This is a genomic window from Micrococcoides hystricis (genome assembly GCF_042434215.1).
In the GTDB taxonomy this organism is placed as follows: domain Bacteria; phylum Actinomycetota; class Actinomycetes; order Actinomycetales; family Micrococcaceae; genus Micrococcoides; species Micrococcoides hystricis.
Map to the genome: position 1 here is coordinate 403,065 of NZ_JBHLUB010000001.1, position 23,843 is coordinate 426,907.

At 56.9% G+C, this 23,843-nt stretch carries 24 protein-coding genes; 8 read left to right on the forward strand and 16 right to left on the reverse strand.

Annotation, left to right across the window (positions count from 1 at the left end; translation table 11 throughout):
* Positions 1-878: 878 nt before the first annotated feature.
* From ACFFFR_RS01820 to nrdH, 7 genes are all read right to left on the reverse strand, one after another.
* Entirely contained in the window at positions 879-1,799 is a 921-nt protein-coding gene (locus ACFFFR_RS01820) for a hypothetical protein (RefSeq protein ID WP_377457718.1), read from the reverse strand.
* Positions 1,800-1,886: 87 nt separating this feature from the next.
* A complete protein-coding gene (locus ACFFFR_RS01825) occupies positions 1,887-2,555 on the reverse strand; it encodes a hypothetical protein (protein WP_377457720.1) in 669 nt (222 codons plus the stop codon).
* Positions 2,552-3,007 carry a hypothetical protein gene (locus ACFFFR_RS01830; protein WP_377457722.1) on the reverse strand — a complete coding sequence of 152 codons (456 nt, stop codon included), beginning with the start codon at positions 3,005-3,007 and terminating at the stop codon, positions 2,552-2,554. The genes ACFFFR_RS01825 and ACFFFR_RS01830 overlap by 4 nt, the downstream gene beginning before the upstream one ends.
* A gap of 283 nt (positions 3,008-3,290) precedes the next feature.
* A complete protein-coding gene (nrdF, locus tag ACFFFR_RS01835) occupies positions 3,291-4,262 on the reverse strand; it encodes a class 1b ribonucleoside-diphosphate reductase subunit beta (protein ID WP_377457724.1) in 972 nt (323 codons plus the stop codon).
* A gap of 38 nt (positions 4,263-4,300) precedes the next feature.
* Entirely contained in the window at positions 4,301-6,466 is a 2,166-nt protein-coding gene (gene nrdE / locus ACFFFR_RS01840; protein ID WP_377457726.1) for a class 1b ribonucleoside-diphosphate reductase subunit alpha, read from the reverse strand.
* Positions 6,463-6,933 carry a class Ib ribonucleoside-diphosphate reductase assembly flavoprotein NrdI gene (nrdI, locus tag ACFFFR_RS01845; protein ID WP_377457728.1) on the reverse strand — a complete coding sequence of 157 codons (471 nt, stop codon included), beginning with the start codon at positions 6,931-6,933 and terminating at the stop codon, positions 6,463-6,465. The genes nrdE and nrdI overlap by 4 nt, the downstream gene beginning before the upstream one ends.
* 137 nt (positions 6,934-7,070) lie before the next feature.
* Positions 7,071-7,316, reverse strand: coding sequence for a glutaredoxin-like protein NrdH (gene nrdH / locus ACFFFR_RS01850; protein ID WP_377457730.1), 246 nt, complete (start codon positions 7,314-7,316; stop codon positions 7,071-7,073).
* A gap of 435 nt (positions 7,317-7,751) precedes the next feature.
* Here nrdH and ACFFFR_RS01855 point away from each other — a divergent pair, with 435 nt between their 5' ends.
* From ACFFFR_RS01855 to ACFFFR_RS01880, 6 genes are all read left to right on the forward strand, one after another.
* Positions 7,752-8,339 (forward strand): hypothetical protein, encoded by a 588-nt coding sequence (locus ACFFFR_RS01855; RefSeq protein WP_377457732.1) that lies wholly within the window; start codon positions 7,752-7,754, stop codon positions 8,337-8,339.
* 103 nt (positions 8,340-8,442) lie between these two features.
* Positions 8,443-9,459 (forward strand): methionine ABC transporter ATP-binding protein, encoded by a 1,017-nt coding sequence (locus ACFFFR_RS01860; protein ID WP_377457734.1) that lies wholly within the window; start codon positions 8,443-8,445, stop codon positions 9,457-9,459.
* Complete coding sequence (locus ACFFFR_RS01865; protein WP_377457736.1) at positions 9,460-10,149, forward strand: methionine ABC transporter permease; 690 nt, start codon at positions 9,460-9,462, stop codon at positions 10,147-10,149.
* Positions 10,150-10,237: 88 nt separating this feature from the next.
* Positions 10,238-11,089, forward strand: a complete 852-nt coding sequence (locus tag ACFFFR_RS01870) for a MetQ/NlpA family ABC transporter substrate-binding protein (protein ID WP_377457737.1) — start codon at positions 10,238-10,240, stop codon at positions 11,087-11,089.
* Between the two features lie 90 nt (positions 11,090-11,179).
* A complete protein-coding gene (locus tag ACFFFR_RS01875) occupies positions 11,180-12,175 on the forward strand; it encodes a LysR family transcriptional regulator (RefSeq protein WP_377457739.1) in 996 nt (331 codons plus the stop codon).
* Positions 12,176-12,234: 59 nt separating this feature from the next.
* A complete protein-coding gene (locus ACFFFR_RS01880; RefSeq protein ID WP_377457741.1) occupies positions 12,235-13,359 on the forward strand; it encodes an ammonium transporter family protein in 1,125 nt (374 codons plus the stop codon).
* Positions 13,360-13,441: 82 nt separating this feature from the next.
* Here the strand turns inward: ACFFFR_RS01880 and ACFFFR_RS01885 are convergent, their stop codons facing one another.
* The 6 genes from ACFFFR_RS01885 to ACFFFR_RS01910 all read right to left on the reverse strand — a co-directional run bounded on the left by ACFFFR_RS01885 (position 13,442) and on the right by ACFFFR_RS01910 (position 19,230).
* Positions 13,442-13,576 carry a methionine/alanine import family NSS transporter small subunit gene (locus ACFFFR_RS01885; protein ID WP_377457744.1) on the reverse strand — a complete coding sequence of 45 codons (135 nt, stop codon included), beginning with the start codon at positions 13,574-13,576 and terminating at the stop codon, positions 13,442-13,444.
* A 2-nt stretch (positions 13,577-13,578) separates the two neighbouring features.
* Complete coding sequence (locus ACFFFR_RS01890; RefSeq protein ID WP_377457746.1) at positions 13,579-15,225, reverse strand: sodium-dependent transporter; 1,647 nt, start codon at positions 15,223-15,225, stop codon at positions 13,579-13,581.
* Between the two features lie 118 nt (positions 15,226-15,343).
* On the reverse strand, positions 15,344-16,987 hold the full coding sequence (locus ACFFFR_RS01895; protein WP_377457748.1) for a hypothetical protein: 1,644 nt from the start codon (positions 16,985-16,987) through the stop codon (positions 15,344-15,346).
* A gap of 34 nt (positions 16,988-17,021) precedes the next feature.
* Positions 17,022-17,747: an amino acid ABC transporter ATP-binding protein gene (locus tag ACFFFR_RS01900; RefSeq protein WP_377457750.1), complete on the reverse strand. Its 726-nt coding sequence runs from the start codon at positions 17,745-17,747 to the stop codon at positions 17,022-17,024.
* On the reverse strand, positions 17,744-18,421 hold the full coding sequence (locus tag ACFFFR_RS01905) for an amino acid ABC transporter permease (protein WP_377457752.1): 678 nt from the start codon (positions 18,419-18,421) through the stop codon (positions 17,744-17,746). Before ACFFFR_RS01905 ends, ACFFFR_RS01900 begins: the two co-directional genes overlap by 4 nt.
* A 14-nt stretch (positions 18,422-18,435) precedes the next feature.
* Positions 18,436-19,230: a transporter substrate-binding domain-containing protein gene (locus ACFFFR_RS01910; RefSeq protein WP_377457754.1), complete on the reverse strand. Its 795-nt coding sequence runs from the start codon at positions 19,228-19,230 to the stop codon at positions 18,436-18,438.
* Positions 19,231-19,397: 167 nt separating this feature from the next.
* On the opposite strand from ACFFFR_RS01910, the gene ACFFFR_RS01915 reads away from it, so the two are divergent.
* Positions 19,398-20,258, forward strand: coding sequence for a CPBP family glutamic-type intramembrane protease (locus ACFFFR_RS01915; RefSeq protein ID WP_377457756.1), 861 nt, complete (start codon positions 19,398-19,400; stop codon positions 20,256-20,258).
* On the opposite strand, the gene ACFFFR_RS01920 is transcribed toward ACFFFR_RS01915, so the two are convergent.
* Entirely contained in the window at positions 20,255-20,452 is a 198-nt protein-coding gene (locus ACFFFR_RS01920; RefSeq protein ID WP_377457758.1) for a hypothetical protein, read from the reverse strand. The genes ACFFFR_RS01915 and ACFFFR_RS01920 overlap by 4 nt on opposite strands.
* 42 nt (positions 20,453-20,494) lie before the next feature.
* Positions 20,495-20,863 carry a hypothetical protein gene (locus ACFFFR_RS01925; protein WP_377457760.1) on the reverse strand — a complete coding sequence of 123 codons (369 nt, stop codon included), beginning with the start codon at positions 20,861-20,863 and terminating at the stop codon, positions 20,495-20,497.
* 120 nt (positions 20,864-20,983) lie between these two features.
* Between ACFFFR_RS01925 and ACFFFR_RS01930 the strand changes: the two genes are divergently transcribed.
* Complete coding sequence (locus ACFFFR_RS01930; RefSeq protein ID WP_377457761.1) at positions 20,984-23,173, forward strand: MMPL family transporter; 2,190 nt, start codon at positions 20,984-20,986, stop codon at positions 23,171-23,173.
* Positions 23,174-23,209: 36 nt separating this feature from the next.
* On the opposite strand, the gene ACFFFR_RS01935 is transcribed toward ACFFFR_RS01930, so the two are convergent.
* The gene (locus ACFFFR_RS01935) at positions 23,210-23,809 is read right to left on the reverse strand and encodes a CueP family metal-binding protein (RefSeq protein ID WP_377457763.1); all 600 of its coding nucleotides are present in this window, start codon (positions 23,807-23,809) and stop codon (positions 23,210-23,212) included.
* Positions 23,810-23,843 lie beyond the last annotated feature (34 nt).

Consider the following 23,843-nt stretch of genomic DNA (forward strand, 5'->3'; position numbering starts at 1 on the left):
AGGACTTGCAAATCAATGTAACGGGGCTGAGCCCTTCTCAAACGGTAATAGTGCTAAGGCGTTAGCTTACGGTGTACAACCAACAACGATTATATTGGCAACATTATCGTTACCGCAGTGGTGGCGGAGAATGCTCTTAATAACATGCGCACGATCTATCTGTTTAAGATCAGAAAAGAAGAACAAGCTGGTGAGGAAGGCTAATCGGTTCCAGAGGTCCAATAAGTGATCACACGAGTCCAGCTGTAACGAGAGGTCCAGAAAGTTCTCACGACCAGACATGGGGTTGAGTTCTCACTAAATTCCTTGCCCAACATACCCTGACAAGTTCCTGCCTTGTACACAGCGATCGATGGATGATTTCAAGGTCACGTTGATCGGTACTGTTCGATTGAATGCAGACCATGGCAAATCTTAATTGGTAGATGAATCCAAGACGACTGCTCTAAAGTTGACTTGGTTGCTACCAAGAATTGGCCAATTCAGTGATGACATAGTGGAGAGACTTCTCATCCAGTAATTCTTTGCCTTCATACTTCACAGATAAAATTCTGCGTACGTGTCGCTCCTGTGGTTCGTTTAAACCCAAAACCAACTCCGAGTCAGATGCCACGCTACATTCTTTGGTCGTCATGTCATCATTTTTATCCGGCCGATCTCTGAAGAGCTCACCAGAAGGGAAACTCAGAGTAAAGGCACAAATGATATACGTTTACTCCCTAACCTTAAGTCCCGAGTTGCACCAAACCCTCACTCGCGGCTCACTTAATTTACTCGTGAATACCCTAGAGTTTTGTCGGCACACCACCGACGCCATCATTATTGAGGAAAACAACGATCCTTTCTATTCGGATCTACCTAAATCCGAATAGATCTTGTCATTTGTCAAGTTGCTTTTGCAAAACTTGTCGCAGAGATTTATAACGCGCCTCTAGCGCAGACATCGCTTTTTCGATAACGTCAACGCGCTGGGTACGCCATTTAGCGGCATCATTTTGATAGAGAATATTAAATCGCGGAATGATTTTATAAGCAAGATCAAGGCTGGTTGTCAGCATGAAATCATTATGATTCAGCTCTTCGGGAACTAAGATGTTGTTTCTTTTGATCTCGAATCCTCCATCGAAATGGAGCTTCACTTCATAAGAGAACTTTTCTGTTCCAACGTCACGTATGAAACAAATATCCATTGGCCCGAGAGTGTCCTTTTCTGCCACAGCTGTCAAAAAATTAGAACGGTCAAAATCAACTCCATACCGTAAGTCAGCTGTCCTTGAAGTTCGATCGCGACTACTAATGCCTTCAATTTTTTCAAGGAAAATATCATTAGCTAACTGTGGTTTATCTCGATGCTGCACAGCTAGCCAGAGAAAAATCTCTTCGTTAGTAAGTCTAAACGGAGATTCGTAACGATCTATTGCTTGATTAGCGTCGGTGGACTTTAGAATCGAGTTTAAAGATGCGATCACGCCCATCTTTCGATTAAGATACGTACGCGTACGGGTCGAAAACAAGAGAGCGAGTTTACCGCTCCCCTGAGAAGTGATCATGACATCAATGGCGTTCAGTTTTCGCACTGTACGCGGATCTATATCTTGATTTTCCCTAAAACCAGCGGGCGGAGCGTCCCAGTAATAGAACCGAGCTCTAAGCATTCTAGGAATTTCAAGATCAGCTTCCACTATCTCAGGAACGGATTCGGGAGGTTCGGCATTTACCTGTCCGAGATTTGAACCTTCGTTTTCAATGCTAGCCCAGCCCGCTCTTAATTCACTGAGTAGGGGCTTCTTCTCAGCCATCCGGTCCCGAATTTCTTCAAGAGTCATCTCTGATCGCGCCAACATAGGAAGAACTCTGACGGAACTCTGACTAATCGTGGGCATACTTCACTGTCCTACTATTCGAAAATGGCGTGCGTTTGCCGAGCGCCAAATAAGCTTTAATAACCAGTTTCTTAGTCGGTTTTTGTTATAGAAAGAATACTCAACATTGAATTCTTCCCCCTTAGGCGTCTGCTCATCCTTCCATCGTACTTCAGCCCAATGCCAGAGAGCTGGACGACTGGGTGGTTTGCCTAAAAGCACCTTAAATCCGTTAAACTCATCATTTGATTTGATTGCGATCAAATCATTTACCTTAGATGATAATTCGCATATAGGCACTATCGAAGCTCTTTCGATACTAATCTTTAGCTCGGTTTGTTCATCAACGACCAGTCGAAGTACTTTATGCCCCAACCAACCCCTTCGTGCAGCAGATATTTTAAGTAAGAACACCTGGGATTCGGGATTAGAGAGACGCACTCTGGCTTGCAGTTCGTTTAGTGGAGCGCCCTCATCTTTCACACTCCATTCAATCAAGATTGTTGGCCAGCCGAAAAGTAATTGCACAACTATTTCGAGCGCGATCGCTGCTATCAGAGCTGCGATCAGGACCGACCATGGCATACCAATTGATTGGAACTGATCCACCCACGGTTCAATCCATAAGACATTCCATGCTGCAAATGCGACTTTTGCTGCATCGAACAATACCGAAGCAAATCTTGAGGTCACGTGAGTTGTAGCTCCTGCCAAGCGGCTTTGAGTAACTTTTCAGCTTCATTCACTACGGAAGTTTCCACATAACCATGACGCCGGATACTGATACGTCTTCCACTCTTGGCAGCTATCAGATTAACAGCTATGACATATAAACCCGAGAACTCGTCACGCATGGCCGCTTCTAGTTCATCACTACCGAAGTCATGCAGCATCGAAAGCATATCTTCCGAAAGCTCAGCTGCCTCATCCGCTGGCAAAGGAACGAGATTGGCATCAGCAATGATCAAAGAGGAGACCTGGAATCCTATCCGGGACGCATAGGCTGCCAATCGAATCAGGTCCTGACTACCAAGGTGTAGTTCACTTCCAGACACTCTACGAAATTGAGCATTTTCACACACTGAATCAATGCGAAGAGAATGCTTCCCGTCGCTAGCTTGGCTCAGAACAACCTTGCTCATCATGCGTCTATTCTAGCCAACACCTCCGACAGCTTCCTGCAAGAGTTAACATGTCGCTGCTCTGAAGCCGATCACACGCGTGTTTCTTGATTACACTCTCGAACTCCTAAATCTAAGGTCAAATATGCAAACTCCACACGCCTACTTCGTTGTACACGATTCAGGCTCGTAGAATGAAGCGGCCCTAAGTGTCGGTGTCGGACACCAACAGAGATAGGTCAGCGGCCCACCTAGATGTCTCACAGATGGGCCGCTGCCACTTGCTTAGAAGTATTGGATGAGGAGCTTAGAAGTCCCAGTCCTCGTCTTCGGTGTTGACGGCCTTGCCGATCACGTAGGAGGATCCGGAGCCGGAGAAGAAGTCGTGGTTCTCATCGGCGTTCGGGCTCAGTGCGGACAGGATGGCCGGGTTCACGTTGGTGACCGAGGATGGGAACATCGCCTCGTAGCCAAGGTTCATCAAGGCCTTGTTGGCGTTGTAGTGCAGGAACTTCTTCACATCTTCGGACAGGCCGACTGGATCATAGAGTTCGTGCGTGTAGGCTACCTCGGACTCGTACAGGTCGTAGAGCACGTCGAAGACCATGTCCTTGAGTTCTTCGCGGCGTGCCGGGGTCTCGGTTTCCAGCGCGCGCTGGTACTTGTACCCGATGTAGTAGCCGTGCACGGCTTCGTCGCGGATGATCAACCGGATCATGTCTGCGGTGTTGGTCAGCTTGGCGTGTGCGGACCAGTACATCGGCAGGTAGAACCCGGAGTAGAACAGGAAGGACTCCAGCAGGGTTGAGGCGATGCGCTTCTTCAGCGGGTCATCGCCGTGGTAGAAGGCCTCAATGGTCTGGGCTTTCTTCTGCAGGTGCTTGTTCTCGTAGGACCAGCGGAACGCGTCGTCGATCTCCTGGGTGCTGCACAGCGTGGAGAAGATCGAGGAGTAGCTCTTGGCGTGCACTGACTCCATGAAGGCAATGTTGGTGTACACGGCTTCTTCGTGTTGGGTCAGGGCGTGCGGGATGAGGCTGACGGCGCCGACGGTGCCCTGCAGGGTGTCCAGCAGGGACAGGCCGGTGAATACGCGCATGGTCAGCAGCTTCTCGTCCTCGGTCAGGGTCTGCCAGGACGGGATGTCGTTGGACACCGGGATTTTTTCCGGTACCCAGAAGTTGTTGACCAGACGGTTCCAGACCTCGAGGTCTTTGTCGTCCTCAATCCGGTTCCAGTTGATGGCCCTAATGTTTTTGGCCAGCTGAACCTCAGTCATGGTGGCTTATGCTCCTTGAAAAATGTGTGCGTGACGTCTTACAGCATGCAGGAGACACAGTTTTCCATCTCTGTGCCTTCCAGCGCCAGCTGGCGGAGTCGGATGTAGTACAGGGTCTTGATGCCTTTACGCCAGGCGTAGATCTGGGCGCGGTTGATGTCCCGAGTGGTGGCGGTGTCCTTGAAGAACAGGGTCAGGGACAGGCCTTGGTCTACGTGCTGGGAGGCAGCTGCGTAGGTGTCGATGATCTTCTCGTAACCGACCTCGTAGGCGTCCTGGTAGTACTCCAGGTTTTCGTTGGTCATGTACGGAGCTGGGTAGTAGGCGCGTCCGAGCTTGCCTTCCTTACGGATCTCTACCTTGGCCGCGATCGGGTGGATCGAGGAGGTGGAGTGGTTGATGTAAGAGATGGAGCCGGTCGGTGGGACGGCCTGCAGGTTCTGGTTGAAGATCCCGTGGGCCATGACTGATTCCTTCAGTGCACGCCAGTCATCTTGGGTTGGCACGTGCACGTTGGTGAACAGTTCCTTGACCCGCTCGGTTGCTGGTTCCCAAACTTGGTCGATGTACTTGTCGAAGAACTCGCCGGAGGCGTACTTGGATTTCTCGAACCCGGAGAACGCCTGGCCGGTTTCCATGGCTAGCTTATTGGAGGCACGCAGGGCGTGGTACAGCACGGTGTAGAAGTAGATATTCGTGAAGTCGATACCTTCTTCAGAACCGTAGAAGATCCGTTCGCGGGCGAGGTAGCCGTGTAGGTTCATCTGGCCGAGGCCGATGGCGTGCGTGGCGGCGTTGCCGTTGGCGATGGATGGGACGGATTCGATGTTACTCATCACGGAGACGGCGGTCAGCGCGCGGATGGCGGTCTCAATGGAGAGCGCGAAGTCCGGCGAGTCCATGGTCTTAGCGATGTTCATCGAGCCCAGGTTGCAGGAGATGTCCTTGCCGACTTCGGCATAGGTCAGGTCCTCGTTGTAGGTCGATGGTTCGGAGACCTGCAGGATTTCCGAGCACAGGTTGGACATGATGATCTTGCCGTGGATCGGGTTCTGCCGGTTCACGGTGTCTTCAAACATCACGTACGGGTAGCCGGATTCGAACTGGATCTCTGCCAGGGTCTGGAAGAACTCGCGGGCATTGATCTTGGACTTCTTAATCCGTGCGTCGTCGACCATCTCGTAGTACTTCTCGCTGACGTCCACATCCGAGAATGGGATACCGTACACGCGCTCCACGTCGTACGGGGAGAACAAGTACATGTCTTCGTTGCGCTTGGCGAGCTCGAAGGTGATGTCCGGGATGACCACGCCCAAGGACAGGGTCTTGATGCGGATCTTCTCATCGGCGTTTTCCCGCTTGGTGTCTAGGAAGCGGTAGATGTCCGGGTGGTGGGCGTGCAGGTAGACGGCGCCGGCACCCTGACGTGCACCGAGCTGGTTGGCGTAGGAGAACGCGTCTTCCAGCAGCTTCATGATCGGGATGACACCGGAGGACTGGTTTTCAATCTGCTTAATCGGGGCGCCGACTTCACGGATGTTGGTCAGTGCGAAGGCCACACCGCCGCCGCGCTTGGACAGCTGCAGGGCGGAGTTGATGGACCGGCCGATCGACTCCATGTTGTCTTCGATGCGCAGCAGGAAGCAGGAGACGAGTTCGCCGCGCTGCTTCTTACCGGAGTTTAGGAAGGTTGGGGTGGCTGGCTGGAAGCGGCCGCCGATGATTTCATCGACGAGGTGCTCGGCCATCTTCTCGTCACCACGGGCCAAGTGCAGTGCGACCATGACAACGCGGTCTTCGTAGCGCTCCAGGTACCGCTGGCCGTCGAAGGTCTTCAGGGTGTAGGAGGTGTAGAACTTGAAGGCGCCCAAGAAGGTTGGGAAACGGAACTTTTTGGAGTAGGCACGATCGTAGAGGTTCTTGATGAACTCATCGGAGTACTGATCGAGTGTTTCCTTCTCGTAGTACTCGTTCTCCACCAGATAGGTAAGTTTTTCTTCGAGGTTGTGGAAGAAAACGGTGTTGTTGTTAACGTGCTGCAGGAAGTACTGACGCGCGGCAGCCTTGTCAGCGTCGAACTGGATGCCACCGTCCTCGCCGTAGAGGTTCAGCATGGCGTTGAGCTCGTGATAGCCCAAGCCCTTCCATTTTTCAGGCAGGTCCTTGTCGGTGTTCACGTGCTGTAGTTCGTGTGTTGCGGTCACTGTTTTCCCCAAAACTCTTCTAGGCCTTCTTTAACTTTTGTCACATCTTGTTCGGTGCCCATCAATTCGAACCGATACATGACGGGCTTATCCGTTTTGCGTGCAACGATGTCCCCACCGAGGCAGTACGCGTCATGGAAGTTGGTGTTCCCTGAAGCGATGATGCCTTGCAGGAGGTCCCGGTTCTCCGGGACGTTCAAAAACTTGATCACTTGCTTGGGTACGGCTCCCCTGCCATCACCCCCACCGTAGGTGGGAAAGAGCAGAACGTATGGCTCCGTTGTCAACAGGGTTGGTCGTGAGGTGATCAGGGGCAATCTGGCCACAAGATCATCTGCGAAGCCAAGTTTCTCGACGAACCGGTGCGTGTAATTGGACGCCGAGGAAAAATAGATCAGCTTAGCCGCGGTTGTCTGGCCTTCAGCTGAGGGTTTCATGGTTGACTCTGCCATAGTGCTGGCAACCATTGAGATTCACCTTCAGATCCATGTTCGACGGTGGATGGGTGGCTGACATAGATCAAGGTGATGTCTACCGGTCTTGAGTTATACCTCGGTAGACACCACCTTGGGCGGAGGAGTTTGTGGCTCCTCCCGAAACTTAGTTAGGCGACCACGCTTGCGGACTCGTCAGAGATCTGCGCGATCATGTCTGGGCGGAAACCGGACCAGTGTTCGGAACCGGCCACCACAACTGGGGCCTGCATGTAGCCCATGGCACGAACCTGCTCCAAGGCCTGTGGGTCCTGGGACAGGTCGACAGTCTTGTAGGCGATGCCACGCTTGTCGAGGGCGCGGTAGGTTGCATTGCACTGGACACATGCTGGTTTGGTGTACACAGTCACCGACATGGTTTCTGCCTTTCCTCTGGCCGCCCTCTTGGCGGGACCTCATCATTTGTTGGTTTCCAACTCGTAGGGCCGAATTGGAGTGATAATTCTGCTCTTTCGGGGAAGCAAGATCCGGATGTCTAGCACCGGATCCGGTGGACCCCAACAACAGCTTCAATACTACATGTAGGGCCTCGCTCCAGAAACAACACTACATGATGTATCACACCGTTGTAATTACCTTTGCACAATTTATGCACATCCGGCTGTGGAAACCTCCTGGTGGATTAACTGCTGATTCAAGCCTAAGTAGGGCTACCGACAGGTTTAGATCCACAGCTTGTGGAGGGAGCCATAAACAATTCAAAAAAGATTCTCCGCACCGCGTGTCGTGTTGGCAGCGGGGCTGCGACCTACACTTAGTACAACGATTTTTCCGGCCAAAGGATTCCCCAGATGAGCTCTTCGCAGACCCCCGCTACCCCGCCGCGGCCGTCCCGTGCCCACGCCATCGAACAGGCCACCGGTCAAGATTGGCAGGACTGGATCAGCTGGTTGGAATCTGCGGATGCAGCCAGCCTTGAGCACCAACCAATGGCCGAACTGATCTTGGCCCAGTTAGAGGCAGGAGGTTTCCAGCAGCTGGAGAACAAGCCGTGGTGGGCCCAGACCATCGCCATCAGTTACGAACAGCAGATTGGGCGGCGGATCCCCGGCCAACGCTCCGACGGAAGTTTCGAAGCAACCGCCTCCAAGACGGTGGCCCTGGACAGGGCCGATGCTTGGGACGTCATTACCAATAACGTGGCCAATCGCACCAGTTTGTTTGGTGCGCAGCTGGCCGATAGTCGCACCTCCACCACCCTAAAGCGCGACTACTGGCGGGCAACGCTGGTGCCCGAACGGAAGATCCAGATCGCGTTGGAGTCCAAACCGGGTGGAAAGACGCTGGTCACCGGCACCTCCTACGGGCTGGTGACCGATGCGGAACGGCAGGAGCACAAGCGGGAGTGGAAAGAGCTCTTCGGGCAGCTGTTTAGCTAGTCCTTTCGCCCCGGTTCGGGTGTGATTCAATGAATATCTGGTGTTGAAATATCCGCACCCGCCTGCTTGAAACACCGCACTCACACTAAGGATGTAGCTGAACTTGATCGAGATTCGAAGTCTGCGCAAAACCTACCGCCAAAAGAAGCGTCAGGTGCAGGCACTGGATAACGTCGACCTGAGAGTCGGACCCGGACAGATCCACGGCATTATTGGCCGCTCAGGTGCCGGTAAGTCCACCCTAGTGCGCTGTCTGACCCTGCTGGACCGGCCGACCTCCGGCACCGTGTCCATCGCCGGTAAGGACATGAGTTCACTCTCCGGCAAAGAGCTCCTTCAGGCTCGCCGGAAAATCGGCATGGTGTTTCAACACGCGAACCTGTTCGACTCTAGAACCGCAGCCGCCAATGTTGCTTACCCGCTGGAGTTGGTGAAGACCTCTAGGGCACAGATCAACGCCAAGGTGCAGGAGCTGTTGGACCTTGTCGGGTTGGCCGAGTACGCCGACGCTTACCCAGCTCAGCTTTCCGGTGGACAGCGTCAGCGCGTGGGGATCGCCCGGGCGCTGGCTACGGACCCGGATGTGTTGCTGTGCGATGAGCCAACTTCTGCGTTAGACCCGCAGACGACCTACGATGTGCTGGATCTGATCAAGTCGCTGCGTAATCGGTTGCGGTTGACCGTGGTGATCATTACCCACGAGATGCATGTGGTGAAGTATGCCTGCGACGCGGTCTCGCTCTTGCGCGATGGCCGGATCGAAGAGTCCGGTTCCATTCATGACGTTGTACGTCATACGGGCAGTGATCTTTCTCACGCGCTACTGCCGTTGCCTGCCACGCTCCCGGAGAACTTGGGCCCTGGCCCGGTGCTAGATCTGCTGTATGCCGGCACGCACGCCACCGAACCGGTGATCTCCGGTTTGACCAAGCGTTTCGGCATCGACGTGAACGTGCTGGCGGGCACGGTCGAGGAATTGGCCGGACAGCAGTTCGCCCACCTGCGCATCCAGTTGCCACCGGAGTCGGATGTGTCCGTGATTCAGAATTTCTTGGCCGCACAACAGGTCACCGCGCAACCTGCTGAGCTGGTTGACCCGACCGAAGAGTTGGAGTCCTAAATGCACTTCCCCACTGAATTTTTCAACGACCTGCTCTCCCACCCCGGGATCACCAAGGCCCTCTGGCCGGCGGTAGTCGAAACTCTGCAGATGACCGGGATTACCGCGGCCATGACGATTCTGATCGGGTTGCCGTTGGGGGTTCTGCTGAACAATCTGTCCCCGCGCGGACTGACCCCGAACGGGCCGATCTATTCGGTGCTGGCGGTCATCGTGAACATCACCCGGTCGATCCCGTTTGCAATCTTGCTGATGGCCCTGTTGCCGGTGGCAAAGTTCCTCACCAACAAGACCTTAGGTCCGGTTGCGGCCTCGGTCTCCTTGTCTGTGGCAGCCATTCCGTTCTTTGCCCGCATCGTCGAATCCGCCCTACGTGAGGTGGATCCGGGCAAGATCGACGCGGCCCTGGTCATGGGCTCCTCCAACGGCCAGACGGTGCGCAAGGTGATCATTCCGGAAGCTATGCCCTCGCTGATTTCCGGTTTCACGACCACCATCGTGGCGGTGATCGGGTACACGGCCATGGCCGGCCTTGTCGGCGGTGGCGGCCTAGGACGGCTAGCATACAACTATGGATTCCAGCGCTATGAGACGACGATCATGATTGTCACGATTGTCATCATCGTGCTGTTGGTCCAACTGATCCAGATGATCGGTGACCGCCTGACCAAGGCTGTCTCCCATCGTTAGGTTGGACAAAAAACGCGTCGGGAAACGGCGCACACGCAGCCAAGTAGCCGCTTGCTGCGACCCTTAGCAGAATAGGAACACGCACACTATGCGTAAGAAACTCGCTCTCGCTCTCACCAGCGTCACTGCTCTGTTTGCGCTGACGGCTTGCGGTGGCGGCAACGCCGACACCCCCAGCGCTAACGAATCCACACCCGCCGGTGAGAACACCGTGGTGAAGGTTGGCGCCTCCGCCGTACCGCACGCCCAGATTCTGGAATTCGTGGATGATGAACTGGCTGAAGAGGCCGGCATCGACCTGGAAATCGAAGAAATCGATGACTACCAGATCCCGAACCAGGCCCTGACGGACGGTTCGATTGACGCCAACTTCTTCCAGCACAAGCCGTTCTTCGACGATCAGGTTGAAACCAAGGGCTACAAGCTCGAACACGGTGAAGGCGTCCACTTGGAGCCGCTGACCGCGTTCTCCAAGAAGTACGACAAGGCCGAAGAGGTTGAAGATGGCGCCACCGTGGTCATCAATAACGACCCGGCCAACCAGATCCGCGGCCTGAAGGTCTTGGAGACCGCTGGGCTGCTCAAGGACATCAGCGATGATGACACCGTGCTTAGTGTCCAGGACGATGAAGCCAAGAACCCGAAGAAGCTGACCTTCAACGAGGTTCAGGCCGAGCAGGCACCGAAGTTCTACACCGACGATGATTCGGTGGACATCGCCATCGTCAACGGCAACTACATCCTGCAGGCCAAGTTGAACATCGAGGAGGCCATCGCGGTGGAAGACCCAAAGGATAACCCGTACGCCAACTTCCTCACCTGGCGTGAAGGCGAGCAGACCGATGCCATCAAGACCCTTGATGAGCTGCTGCACTCCGATGAGGTCAAAAAGTTCATTGAAGAGACCTGGGACGACGGCTCCGTCATTCCAGCCTTCTAAGCTCAGCTGAGCTTGCCTCAGGGTGTCCCGGTATCGCACCGGGGCACCCTGAGTCGCTTTAAGCTCCGTATTTACGGCGAAGGCGCTAGCATGAATAAGGTGATCAACCCGACCCATTTGAAGACCCTCTTGCAGGTGCTGGCCACCGGTTCTTTTACCGCTGCGGCCGAGCAACTCGGTTACACGGCCTCTGCTGTCTCCCAGCAGATGTCTACCCTTGAGCGGGACCTGCAGGTGAGTCTGTTCCAGCGTTCGGCCAAGTCGATCACCCCCACTCCGGCCGCCGAGGCGGTCGGCAGGCACGCCAAGAAGGTGCTGACCGATCTGGCGGCGTTGGCCGCCGCCGGGCAACGCCATCAAGCTGAACGCACCGACCTGTTGCGTGTCGCCCTGTTTTCCTCGCTGGCCGGGTACGCGATCCCCAGGCTGCTCGCCGATGATGCCTTCAGCTCCGCGGGCGTGGAATTGCAGTTGCTGGTGGCCGAACCCCACGATTCGATCGAACGGCTGCAGCACGGCCACGATGTGGACATCGCCCTAGTGTTTCAAGTCGGCCAGACCGGTCTGGCCTGGCCGCATCGACTGGAACGCTCCTGGCTCGGCGAAGAAGAATTCCGGGTGGTGCTCCCCAAACGGTGGGGTATCCCGCACGGCGCCCAAGTCGAGGTCGCGCAATTAGCCGAAATGCCGTGGCTGATGCACCATCCTGGAACCGCCGATGCCACCGTGATTGAGCGGCTCTTCACCTCTTGCGGGATCAACCCGACCATCACCGCGTTCTGCGATGACTTCTCCGCGTCCCTGAATCTGTCCGCCGCCGGAGTCGGCGCAGCCTTGGTCCCGGACTTAGCGCTCGAACACCGGGTGGTGCAGGAAAAAGCGAGCACCTTCGACCCGGTGTACGGCACTGTGATTGTGGACGTGCCGGAGATCAGACTCTCCCGTAGCATCTTCGCGTTGACCGCGGCCGAGCTCTCCGGACGTAAATCCACCGCCGCCTCCAGACTCTTTTTGGATCGTCTGGCGGCGGTGTTAGAACCGGTGGCAGAAACTGATCCCCTCTTGCGTTATGGGCGTGGGACGTAAACAATAGCTAACTAAGCACAGGGCGTGTGGCGCACCTCACAAAATCCTAAGGGGATCCTATGTTGCTTAGTACCTATGAGGTCACCGAACCGGTGGCTGAACTGTTCCAATTCCACCGCGGCCAAGACGTGTTCTTCATGCTCATGTTGGTCGCCTTCCTGATGTTGTTCATCAGGCGTTACGAATGGGGTGTGGCGCTAGCGACCATGCTCTCCTTCGTGGTTGCCTGGCCACTTTATTTGCTCATTTCCAATACTGTCTTAGGCATCGACATCAACATTGAGTCCGTCATCTTGGCGGTGTTCTGCGCGATCACCTTGGTCATTGCGATCGGTGTCTTCCTCGGACAAATCTCGACCATTCACTACATCACGGCCGCAGTGTTGTTCGTGCCCGCCTACATGTTCAACGAGTGGTTCATCTTCTCCTTCCTCGACGGGGTGCTGGACGCCGGTGGTTCCATCTTGGTCCACATGTTTGCCGCCTATTGGGGCTGGGGCGTGATCTTGGGGCTGCGCAACCGCAAGATCAACGATGAGCCGATGAAGACCTCGGTCCATTCGGTCTCCTTCGTCTGGTTGGCGTCCATGCTCCTGCTGGTGCTGTGGCCGTCCTTCGTGACCGCATTGCTGCCGCCGGAAGAAGTCCTGCCGGCCATGTTCACCTGCTACATGGCGCTGGTCGCTTCCGCGCTGAGCACCTACCTGCTGTCCTACATCCTGAAAAAGGAGATCGACCCGCTGGTCTACACCTACGCCATGCTGGCCGGCGGTGTCGCCATCGGTGCCACCGTGAACCTGGTGGGTCCGCTGACCGGGTGGATCATCGGTTTCATCGCCGGTTTGGTCTCCACGTGGTGCTTCTACTACCTGCACGACTGGCTCAACAAGACCACCGGTGTGCTGGACACCATGGGCGTGCACAACCTGCACGGTGTGCCCGGCATTGTGGGTGCGGTGGCGGCGATGGTTGTCGCCGGTGCACCCTTGGCTCAGCTGTGGGCCATCTTGGGCACGCTGGTGATCGGTATCGTCACCGGCGGCATTACGGGGCTGATCTTGAAGATCTTCAAGGAACCGAAGCAGCTGCTCGATGACTCCGAGGCTTTCGATATGACGGAGGCCCGGACACCTGATTCGCCGTTGATTCACGGTGAACAGCACGGTGGCACCGCTCCGGCGTGATCACCTCCTAGCGCCACAAGCAGCACAAGGCCCGGTGAGAAATTGTCTCTCACCGGGCCTTGTGCTGTGTTATTCAGGTGTGTCAGCGGCGGCTGACCAGCACCTCAGTGGCTTGCTCGTCGTCGGGGTGACGGCGCAAGTGGATGATCGCGGCAGCTAGGCCGCCCCAGACCGTGCCCAAGGACACGATCAGCATGATGATGGCTCCTGCAGACATGGTTACTGCCTTCCTTCACGGTAGGGATTGTCCGGATTGACATCGGCGTCGGTGGCCCCGGCGTTGGCGGCCCCGGTATTGGCGGAGACCAGTTCGGCCTCTTCATCGTCCTCGTGGGATGCTTCCCGGTGCAGGGCGGCGTTGGATGGCCACGGCATCACGGCCAGGACGATGGACAGGATGATCAGGGAGGCTGACATGCCCCATCCGAAGACGGCCAGGAAGTCCAATGGCATGTCTTCGTACGGGGTGGTGGCCTTACTGACGATGTCCGCAATGAGCAGGTAGCCCAGCACGATCGGCATCACCACGGAGACCAGCACACGCCAGATCATGCCCACCTTGAAGGAGGAGATCGCGTTCAGGTGCTCGGCCAAGGCTGGTAGGCGGCGCAGACCCCAGGAGACAACCAAGACGGAGACGAAGGCTGCGCCGACGATGCCGAGGTTGTTGACGAATGCGTCGGAGACATCCAAGACGTACACACCGGTGGTGGTACCGAACAGGACGACGGAGATGATGGCGCAGGCGCCGCCGACGATGGCGGTGGTCAGCCCGCGGGACCAGCCCAGCTTGTCCTTGACCGCGGAAATCACGACTTCCAGGATCGAGACTAACGAGGTGAACCCGGCGAAGACGAGCGAACCGAAGAACAGCACACCGATGAGCGAGCCCATGGGGGCTTGGGAGATGATCGCTGGGAAGGCCACGAACGCCAAGCCGAGCCCGCTGGTGACCACGCCATCAACGCTGGTGTTGGCGGCTTGGGCCATGAAGCCCAGGGCTGCGAAGACACCGATGGCGGCTAGGATCTCAAACGCCGAGTTGGAGAACCCGACGACAAGACCGGAGCCGGTCAGGTTGGAGCGGCGCTTCAGGTAGGACGAGTAGGTCACCATGATGCCGAACCCGATGGACAGGGAGAAGAAGATCTGACCGTAGGCGGCGATCCAGATCTGTGGGTTCGCCAGTGCGGCCCAGTCCGGGGTGAACAGGGCGTCCAGACCGCTGGTGGATCCTGGCAGGGTCAGGGCGATGCCGACCAAGATCAGGAACATGATGATCAGCACGGGCATGGCTACCAGAGAGGCCTTGGCGATACCGCGGCGAACACCCAGACCCAGGATGGTCAGCAGGACCAGCCAGACGGCGACCATCGGGATCCACACACCGTCGACGAAGTCGAAAACGACTCCTGGTGCGTCGGCGAGCTCGAGGTAGTTGCCGAAGAAGAAGGCTTCTGGGTCGTCTCCCCACGCTTTGGTGAAGGAGAAGTAGGTGTACATGGCGGCCCACGCGACGATGGCGGCGTAGTAGACGCCGATCACGAAGCAGATCAACACCTGCCACCAGCCGATGGCTTCAACGCCCTTGCCCATGCGGCGGAATGCCAGCGGTGGGGAGCCTTTGTAGCGGTGACCGATTGCGTAGTCGAAGAACAGCAGTGGGATACCGGCGGTCAGTAGTGCGACTAAGTACGGGATGATGAACGCGCCGCCACCACTCTCGTAGGCAACATATGGGAAACGCCAAATGTTACCCAGACCGACTGCTGAGCCGATCGCCGCGAGAATGAAGGCACCGCGGGTGTTGAAGGATTCGCGGGCAGCACGGCCCAGTCCCCCACCACCTTGTTTCAAGGTAGTCATGATTTCTCCTGGTGCGAGTAGGAAAAGTGCGCAGCATGATGCACGCGAACTTGTGGGTTATGTTATCCCAGTTGCACCGGGCAAAACTACGGTCAAGTTTAACGATGGTCGATGTGTCTTACTGATAAGAAACAAAATGCGGAATCGGTTTCACTTTCACGGTCTGTTCCGGGGTCAGCATCGGGTGGTCTTCGTCGATGAAGTTTTTCCAGCCCCACGCCACCTCGGGTGCATCTTGGTGCAGGTTGTCCCAGGTGGCGTTCTTTTCGCCTTGGCTGCCCTGACCGTCGGCGTGGATGAGCACGGCGATCTCGTCCCTGTCGAGTTTGATCTTGTCCCGGTCACGCAGCATCTGGGTCTGGAATTGGTGCAGCACCAACGCCTTTTGCGGAAGCTTCTTCTTGGCGGTGAAGTCAGCGAGGTAGTCCACGACGTCATTGACCTCGTCCGCTTCGACATGGCCGATGCGGGCTAGGTGGCGTTCGTTGTCACCGATGCGCCATTCCGGGTCGAGGGCGACTCCCACGTGTGGGTAGGCCAACAGGTCTTCGTAGAGTTTGATTTGTTCGACGAATTCGGTGCGGCCGGGCTGGAAGTCTAGGACGACGTATTGGCCGGCTTTCTCGGCGGCTTTGATCAGCGGCAGGAATTCTTTGGCGTCCCACTCTTCGGAGTAGTTATTGTCCGGACCGGCGGAGGACGAAGCGACGGTCACGATGATTTCCAGTGCGGGGATGGAGGCATCTTTGCCGAAGAGTCCGTCGTATTTCTTGGCGTAGGCTGCCGCTTTCTTAATGGTGGCGTTGGTGCCCTGTTCACCCAGGACACCTAAGGCCGGGGTGATGGGTGAACCGTAGAGGGCGACGTAGCGTTTACCGTCGAAGACCAGCTGGCCGCCGCCGGGAAGTTGTTTGCCGGTGGCGACGGTCGCCAACCGGTTCGAGAACTGTTTGGAGTCGTCAGCGGTGGCTGATATCCCAACCACGTGCTCGGCGGCGGAGACCTGCTTGATCAGCTCTTGCTCCGAGCGGATGTCGCCGGTGTACGGCTGCAGAGAGGCACCGGCGGCCAAGCCGTTGGCGGCCGCGCTCAGCGAGTCTTCGCTGTCTTCAATCACGGCGACGGTGGACGATTCGTTAGTCTCATCCGGCTCCAGCTCAGTAACGAGGTCTGTGATTGGTTTGCCGGAGGAGGCTTTCTCAGTCGGGGCCTCATCTCCGGTGGCCTCTTCTTCGGAAGGCGCGGAGGATGATTCCGGGACGTCTTTATCGAGATGTTCGTTGAGGACCGCGTGGTCTAGTTCGAAGGATTCGGCCTCGAGGTTGCGTACTTCCACGAGGTCACGGTCATCGGCGGCCACAGCGTCGCGTTGTTCGTCGCTGAGCTCACTGGCGTTCAGCACGGTCTGGGTTTTCAGATCGGTGAGGGCCTCAGTTGTCGGATCGACGTCCTCGCCAATTTCCAGCAGCGGAATCTGGGCGAAATAGGCAGTGCGGGCCAGCTGAGCTAAGGCAGCCGTGTCCTCGCTGCCGACGAGCAGGACGGTTGGTGCTTCGGTGAAGAAGGTGGTGGCCGCAGCGGCAGAAAGGGCGGCCGGGTCAGCATTGGTGTGGCTGATAAGTTCATCGGTGAGCTGCGCCACCGTAGCCTGTCCCGTTTTTTCCTGTTCGGACTGGGAGGTTGCTCCCCCGTCACAGGCGACGACACCCAAGGTGAGGATGCTGAACAGACTGAGGATTTTGGCTGCGGTGGCGCGCTTCACGCGATGATGCTCGTTTCGTTGGGAAGTGGTTGTCCTACAGGACGCGTTTGAGGAACCCTTGGGTCCGTTCATTCTTGGGACGTTCGAAGATGTCGGAAGGCTTGCCTTCTTCGACGATCTTGCCACCGTCCATGAACAGCACCCGGTCGGCGACCTCGCTGGCGAAGCCCATTTCGTGGGTCACCACGACCATGGTCATGCCTTCTTGGGCCAGCTGCTTCATGACGGCCAGCACGTCCCCGACGAGCTCGGGGTCCAGTGCGGAGGTTGGCTCGTCGAACAGCATGATCTTCGGTTCCATGGCCAGTGCGCGGGCAATCGCCACACGCTGCTGCTGGCCGCCGGAGAGCTGGCTGGGCAGCGCGTCGCCGCGGTCCCCGAGACCCACTTTGTCCAAGAGTGCTTGCGCACGTGCGGTGGCTTCAGCTTTGTTCAGGCCACGGACCTTCATGGGTGCCAGCATGATGTTCTCCAGCACGGTCTTGTGTGGGAACAGGTTGAACTGCTGGAACACCATACCGATCTCGGTACGGACCTCGTTGATATCAACTTTCGGGTCAGTCAGGGACTGGCCGTCAACGATGACTTCTCCGGAGGTGATGTCTTCGAGCAGGTTCAGGCAGCGCAAGAACGTGCTCTTACCGGAGCCGGAGGGCCCGATCACGCAGACAACCTCTCGTTCTTCGATGCCAGCGTCGATGCCGGTGAGCACCTCGTTGTCACCGAAGGACTTATGTAGGTTTTTGACTTCAATGATCATGAACGGTTCAACCTCTTCTCAACAAGGCCCAAGATCTTGGACAGAGTCACCGTGATCACCAGGTAGAACAACGCAACTGTGGTGTAGATTTCCACGGCGTTGAAGTGGTTGGACGCAATGAGGCGGCCCTGGAAGATCAGCTCTGGGACCAGAATCACCGACAGCAAGGAGGTGTCCTTGATGGAGATGATGAACTGGTTGCCCAGTGGTGGGATCATCCGGCGGAAAGCCTGCGGCCAGATGACGTGGCGCATGGTGTCTCGATGGTTCAGACCCAAGGAGCGGCCTGCTTCCATCTGACCCTTGTCCACCGACTGGACCGAACCGCGGACAATCTCCGCGATATAGGCGCCTGCGTTCAAACCGATGACGATGATACCGGCGGTCAGAGAAGGGATCTTCGCACCGATCACCAGCGGCAACGCGAAGTACAACCAGATGGCCTGGACCAGCAGCGGGGTGCCACGGAAGACTTCAATGTAGATGCCGGCGAGGATGCGAACGATCTTGATGCGGGAGATACGTCCCAAACCGAAGATCGCACCAAGGACGAAGCCGATGAGCAACCCGACCACTGATACAAGGAGGGTGTACCCCAAACCTTGCATCAGGGCCGGGAGGAACTCAACTACGCCGACCCAGTCGAAACGGGAGGGTGTGAGTACTGTATTCATAGGGTGGCTACGCCTTAGTTATCCTTGGCGTCAGTTCCGAACCATTCCTTGTGCAGTTCGTTGTACTTGCCGTTGTCCTTCAAGGTGGCCAAGGCTTCGTTGACTGCGGTGCGCAGGTCATCGCTACCCTTCGGGAAGGCGATACCGAAGTCGACGGTGTCGTCAGCTTCGCCGACCATCTTCAGGCCGTCACCGGTGGTCTTGATGTAGTAGGCAACGTTTGGCTCATCGTAGAGGATGGCGTCAGCGCGACCATTCTCCACCGCCAGGTAGGCCTGGTCGAGCTGCTCGTATGGCTGTGCCTCAGCTTCTGGGACATTGTCGGCCAGGTACTTGGCCGAAGTCGAGCCCAGACGGGTGGCGACGTTCTTGCCGGCCAAGTCATCGATGCCCTTGATCTCATCGTTGTCCTCGGTCACGGCAACGATCAGACCGGCACGGTAGTACGGGTCAGAGTAATCGATGGACTTCTTACGCTCTTCGGTGATGCCGATACCGGCGATCGCCATGTCGTAGGAGTTGGTCTGCAGACCTGGGATGATGCCATCGAAGTTCGAGTTCTTCAGATCGATCTCAAAACCGGCTTCTTCGGCGATGGCGTTGATCAGGTCGATATCAAAACCAACGGTCTTGCCATCTTCCTGGAATTCGAATGGGACGTACGAGGTGTCAGTGACGACCGTGAAAGTCTGACCTTCAACCTTTGAAGCATCCCCCTCACCGTCTCCACCTCCGTCACCGCATGCAGTTGCGCCCAAGGCCAATGCTGATGCCGCCAGTACTGCGGCGAGTTTCTTCCGGATAGTCATGAAAGACCCCCAATTGGTTGATTCGAGTGATGCTCGTGCCGCACCGTACGGGTACGACGTACGGTATAAACACTAGAAAGACCCTTCCAAGGTGTCAAAGGTCACGGCTTGGCAACGGAGCCGATCTGGTACCGTTCGCTCAATCTTCTGTTGCTAAGCTTGCTTGCATGAAACGGCTCGAGGCCTCAGCGCCGAGTTCAGCAGCCACCGTCGAAGGCCCAGGCGGCGGTGAGGTGAAGGGAATGCTGTCCTGGCCCGCGTTGGCGGCAGCCTGCTGTGCGGCCGGGGCCGTCGGACTTTTCGGGTTCTTCAGCCCTCTTGGCTACCTTGGTCTGATCGCCGCGATCGTGGTCGCTGCACTGAATTCTCGGCGATTATTCAAAGACATTGTGCTCATCGCTGGCGCCTTGGCGCTGATCTCAACCATCAGTTTGGAAGCGGACATCTCCGTGTCCAATATGTTGCTGATGGGCACGGTGCTGGCTCTGGCGGTGGCGATCCCCTATTGGATTTCCCGCTACGTATACAAGGACCATGCCATCCGGTTCCCGCGGCGTACCGGACAACCGTGGAGTCGGCTGGAATGGGGCTGGCTTCTGGTCACAATATTTCTCGCATGGCTTATTCTGCCCGCTTACTTTTTGGGTACCGGGGTCTACCAGAACTGGCCGGCCGTGCAAGAGTGGCATGAGATTGCCCGGCTGTTCGTGGGCGTGAACGCCGTGGGGATCTGGGATGAACTCTTTTTCATCTGCACCATCTTCACCCTGTTGCGTAGGCACCTGAACTTTTGGACGGCGAATATTTTCACCTCGGTGATCTTCGTGTCCTTCTTGTGGGAATTGGGGTATCAGTCGATCGGGCCGGCCTTGACCATCCCATTCGCCCTCGTCCAGGCCTGGATCTTCACCAAGACAAAGTCATTGCCGTACACCATCACGGTGCACCTGCTGTTCGATGCGATCGTGTTCCTCACGATCGTGCACGCCCACCATCCTGAAGCGCTGCCGATTTTCCCGTTTGTTTAGTCGCGCTTTGTCACGATGAACTTCGCCGTGGGGCCTTCCACGTGGTACTCCACATGCCAGCCGTTGACGTCACCGCGGGCGTTGCGTTGACCGGAGTGTTCCTTCTGCCAGTCGACAAAGTCGGCCCACTTGCCGGTATCAAAGTTGCCTTCATCCGGTAATGCTTCACCGTAGGCTTCGGTGTGGCTCAGCAACTGCTCTGCTTGCTGCGAAGGATCTGGCTGGCGCTGTTTGCGTTACATGATGAAGGCGCGTTGGTCACTGAGTTCGATGACCGCTTCGCCTTGATCTGCTTGGGTGCGACAGCGGCTTTCACCCTGACACGTCCAGCCGGCTTCCTGCAGGGCTTCAAGTACGCGGGCGTCATTCGGGGCGACCGCGTCCGAAGCTGTCTGGGCCGGGGTGGCTTCACTGTCCGTTGTTGGGGTGTCTTCGGTGTCACTCGGTTCCGGTTGAGACTGCTGGGTCTGGTTCGCGGTGGCAGACTCTACGGTTGCATCCGTTGCCTCTGGGCTTTGGCCTTCTCCCGCGCAGGCACTCAACGCGAGGGTCACCGCTGCGGCTAGGCCTAGGACTCGTTGTCGGTTTTTAGTCGCACGTGTCATGTTTTCCAGTCTAAACCGCTTGGCGGGTCCCCGCTCTAATCACCCATTCGGGTGATGTCGGCTCTGCCTTGAATTCTTAGTCTCGAATTAACAGCACGATTGGCTAAGGAGAACGCTGACATGTGGGAGAAGACTGTCCAATGGATGGTGACGAAGAAAGGTGCGTGGATCACCATCTTGGTGATGACCATCCTCGGGGTGGGCATCGCCGGTGGACTGCGCAGTTTTAGTGTGCCGAACTCGGTTGGATCTGTGCCCTCGCAGGCTGAGTCAGCGGTGGTGCAGGAATTGGGCGAGCAGTTCCCGCATGCCGATGAAGCACAACTGCTAGTCGTCTACACCTCGGCTGAGGACGATCAGATCCTCTCGAGCACGACACTCCAAGAACTTCGCAACACTGCCGGCGAGTTGGCTGGTTTCGGTAGCGCAGACTCCACCAGCGAACCGTTTGGCCCCATCACCTCGGAGGATCAAAAAGCGGCGATCCTATCCGTGCCAGTACAAACCGCCGAAGTCGCCGCTGATGGTACTCAGACAGCGATCCCGAATGCCGAGCTGGCAACGGTCATCGAACAGGTGCGGGCTGAAGCCGCTGCCACGGCACCGGATCAGACGAAAGTCTGGGTGACCGGCGGGCCGGCCTTTGGCGCCGACATCGCAGCCGCGTTTGACGGAGCAAACTTCACCCTGTTGGCCGTGACGGTTGGTATTGTCGCCCTGTTGCTGCTGCTGACGTATCGTTCTCCGGTGTTATGGCTCATCCCGCTCCCGGTGGTGGGCTTGGCCGACGGCGCTGCGGGGGCCATGACGGCGATGACCGGTGAACTATCGGGCCTGGGATTTGATACCGGCATCATCTCTGTGCTCGTTTTTGGTGCTGGCACCAACTACGCGTTGCTGTTGATCTCCCGCTATCGCGAAGAGTTGAGAAAAACTTCCGACCATCGCACCGCCCTGCGGGATGCCGTGCTGGCTACCACCGGTGCCATCGTTGCCTCCAACCTGACGGTGGTTATCGCTTTGGCGACCATGTTGTTGGGCATTGTTCCCAGCACCCGGGGGCTGGGTCTAGCCGCAGCCGTTGGCTTGGTGTTTGCGCTGGTATTCGTCCTGACGCTGCTGCCTGCTGTGCTTTCTCTGGTAGGCCGGAAAGTGTTCTGGCCATTCATTCCCAAACCGGGCCAAGAACGCTCCGAAAAGCAAAGCCGCTGGTTTACCGTGGCCAATTCGGTGGTCCGCTTCCGCCTACCGGTGTTGCTCACCGCCATTGCCGCACTGACGGTCATGGTGTTACCGCTGTTGAGCACCAGCATCGGTTTGTCCAAGACCGAACAGTTCCGGGTGCCCAGTGAGTCTGCGGCCGGGTTCGAAGTATTGCAGGAGCACTTCCCAGCCGGAGAGGCTGAACCACTCACCGTGGTCACCACCGCCGGTGCGGCCGAGCAACTACGCTCAGATCTGGAGTCAGTTGATGGCGTCGAACGTGTCGGTCAGGCTGAGACTGCGGTGGATTCGGATTTGGTTCGATTCTCGGTGGTCGGTGAGGCCGAACCCGACACTGATGAAGCGAATGAGCTCTTGGAGCGGGTGCGCACCGTGGCACACGGTACCGAACTAGATTCGATTGCCGTTGAAACGAATGTACTCACCTCCGGCGACGTCACCGCATTGGTCGGCGGGGCTTCTGCCGAAAGCTACGACCTACTCCAAGCGTCCGCTCGTGACCTTGTGATCATCGCCCCGCTAGTACTGCTGGTCGTGTTCATCGTCTTAGTTCTCCTGCTGCGGGCAGTGCTCGGACCGGTGGTCCTCCTGCTGCTCAATAGCCTCTCTTCGCTGGCAGCCATTGGGGCGGGCACGTGGATCGGGACAACCGTGTTCGGTTTTCCGGCACTGGATGTCAACGTTCCGCTGCTAGCCTTCATCTTCTTGGTTGCCTTGGGTATCGATTACACGATCTTCTTGGCGCATCGGACCATGTTGGAGTCTCGTACGGCACCGATCCGCGAAGCGGTCGTGCAGGCCGTCGGTCACACCGGTGTGGTGATTACCAGCGCAGGGGTTGTCCTTGCCGCAGTCTTCGCAGCACTGGGTGTCTTGCCACTGGTCACACTAGGTCAGCTGGGACTCATCGTGGGCTTGGGTGTACTGATCGATACTTTGGTGGTCCGCTCCATGGTCGTGCCGGCGGCGCTTGCCCTGCTCGGCGAGAAGACATGGTGGCCCCGGAAACCACGCAACCCGGAACTTCCAGACCCAGCAGAAACTGTGCACGAGCAGCGACCGGTCCGTCAGTTGGAGAAGGTCTAGCCGAACGCCGACTCGTCAGCTGGATGCGTGGTCTGGTTATTTTTCCTCGACATAGATAATCGGGTTCAGTTTCACGTCAGTGATGCACGTCGGTGCATCACTGGCGGTACTGAGCTGGACCTTCGGTGACTCGAGGCCATGGTCCGCGTGCGTGGACAGTTTCATCTCCACATTGCGGTCCCGGGGTAACCAGAAACCGACGAAACCGTTGGGGTTCGTCCGGTAATGGTCGTTAACATAGTTTTCCCCGGTTTCGGTGTCCCGAATATGCACGAAGAATTCGGTGTCCGTGATTTCACCGAGACAGCTCGTGAGCGCGTGGTAAAAGCAGTCGTGCGTTTGCTCCTTGTAGGGAGCAATTGACAGGTAGAACTTGTCCTGAGGAAGCGGCATCGTGTGCTCGGTACCATCCGGTTGTTCCTGGATCACCAGTTGATCGGCTTGGACTGACACCAGCAGATCATCCGGTCGGTCCTGCGGATCCATCGTTTCCAGATGCTCAATGATTTCTTCGGCATTCTTGCCGGCCATCCCGTACTTGGAGAGAACATCATCCAAAGAGGAAGCTGGCGCACACGCCGTCAACAACAGGAGCGAGGCAGCTAATAACGCTAGGACTCGACGGTACAGGGACATGGCGAGGATCCGATCTTCAGTCGCAATGATTCAT